General features: G+C 39.6%; 2 protein-coding genes. One reads left to right on the top strand and one right to left on the bottom strand.

The genetic code is table 11. The annotated features are described in order from the left end of the window. On the bottom strand, positions 1-372 hold a 372-nt coding region (locus HRT72_06705), incomplete at its 3' end, for a DUF2911 domain-containing protein (protein NQY67398.1). Positions 373-576: 204 nt separating this feature from the next. Here HRT72_06705 and dacB point away from each other — a divergent pair. Further along, the coding region (dacB, locus tag HRT72_06710) for a D-alanyl-D-alanine carboxypeptidase/D-alanyl-D-alanine-endopeptidase (GenBank protein ID NQY67399.1) at positions 577-2,160 on the top strand (1,584 nt) is incomplete at its 3' end.

The following is a 2,160-nucleotide window of genomic DNA, read 5'->3' on the forward strand; positions in this document are numbered from 1 at the left end:
AGCATCGTAATCTACACCACCCCAGCCTTTGGTATAGGTATTAAAGCTGAGCTTCCATTCTTTCTCTCCTGGAAAAGCATAAACAGAATAACTTCCTTTAGCCAACTTTTCACCATTTATCTCTATATCGAACTGGGTTGTAAAAATGGTAGACTCGTTTGCACCTAAGCGCCAAACTTCTCCATACTTTACTAGTTCACCCCAAATCTCACGCCCCTTAACGTTCGGGCGAGAATACTTAATATCTATGCTAGTTACTCCAATTACTTGCTTCAACTCCGTCCATTGACTTGGTCGTGGAAGGTATTGTGCTTGCGAAACAGAACTGAATAACATCAACGCCATTGCTATTGTAGAAAAAAGGCTTTTCATAGAATTAATTTCTTAATTGGTTAGTAGTGCCGCCGAAGATAGAGAAACTTATAATCAGGTAATAGAGATTTTCAAAATCGTGAAGTTGGGTTCCATCTCTACATCCACATAACAAGGAACATAGTAGCGTTCATAACATTTTACATTGGCCTCTACAACGGCCTTTCTCCTTTCGTAATTTTATTTTATTGAATCCAAACAATAATGAATAGAGACAAAATCCTAAAGTCCAAAACAGCATGGATCTTTCTTATAACGTTTGCCACATTGTTAAATGCAGTTATTTCGTGGAATGGCAACGGTAATTTCAAAGAGAAGGTTAAGGCCAAAATTGCGGAGAAAATTTCAGCCGATACTTTAGTTCTTGCCAATTCCGACCTTCCCGAATTAAAAGCCATTAACGAATATCTCGAAGCTTTAGGAATAGCACCAGAAATGAAACACGCCACTTGGGGGTTTACCCTTGCTCCCGTTAACAAGGATGTCATGTACGTTAACCACGGAGGCAAGAAAACTTTGGTTCCTGCATCTATTATGAAGACCGTTACAACCAGTGCGGCATTGGCTATATTAAAACCCTACTACCGATTTAAAACAGAGCTCAAATATCACGGAATTTTAAATTCGATAGACCGATCCTATACCGGTAACATCCACATTAAAGGTGGTGGTGATCCTACTTTAGGTTCCAAGATATTTCATAGCACCCGTCCAGATAGTACGATGGAGAGATGGTACCAGGCAATTAAAAGACTTGGCATAGACACTATTAAAGGCAGTATTATCGGTGATGGCGAAGACTTTGAGTTTGATATGATTCCCAACAGCTGGGCGTGGGAAGACATGCAAAGCGGTTATTGTGCCGGGGCATCGGGTTTATCGTTTAAAGAAAATATTTTTGCATTTGTGGTTAACGCCAGCATAGATACTGTGTTTTTTGAACGCTACACCGACGTTCCAGAATTCGAATTGGTAAACAATCTAAAAGTTGGTGATAAAGACACCCCAGCAGCTATATGGATCTCTAGCTCACCATATATGTCGAAATGCTATATCTATGGTCAAGTATCTAGCGATTCATCTCGGTTTGGTTTAGAATGCCAAGTTCCTGATCCTCCTTTTTTATGTGCTTACACCTTTGATAAGTTTCTACGAAAAAAAGGAATCGTGATTTCTAATCCACCCTCTACTAAAAGGAGACAAAGAATGGAGCCGGTTAAACGGGTAGAAAGCTTCAGCATAATGAACTACTTGGCGCCAGTTACTTTTTACACCAATTACTCTCCTGCCCTAATAGATATTATAAACTTCACCAACATGCATTCGAATAATTTTTTCGCAGAATCTATTCTAAAGCAAATTGGCTACAAGGTTTTAAATTATGGTTCGAACGTTAATGGGTTTGATGTAATAAGATCGCATTGGCTTCGAGATGGAATTAACATTAAAGGTTTAAATCAATTCGATGGTAGTGGGCTTTCTCGTTTTGATGCGGTAAGCACAGACTTTATGGTAGAGATGTTAAAATCGACAGCCAAGGAAAAGCACTTCGATATGTTTTACAATTCTTTACCATCTGCCGGTGAGACAGGAACATTACGAAACATGTGTAAAGGAACTTTGGCGGAAGGTAACGTGCATGCAAAAAGCGGCACCATGACAAGAGTGAAAAGTTATTCTGGTTACGTAACTACTAAGTCTGGAGAGATGCTCGCCTTTGCCATGATCTCTAACAACCACACTTGTTCGGCGGCAGCTATGAAAAAGCATTATGAGAATCTAATGGTG

This window comes from Flavobacteriales bacterium, assembly GCA_013214975.1.
Lineage (GTDB): Bacteria > Bacteroidota > Bacteroidia > DT-38 > DT-38 > DT-38.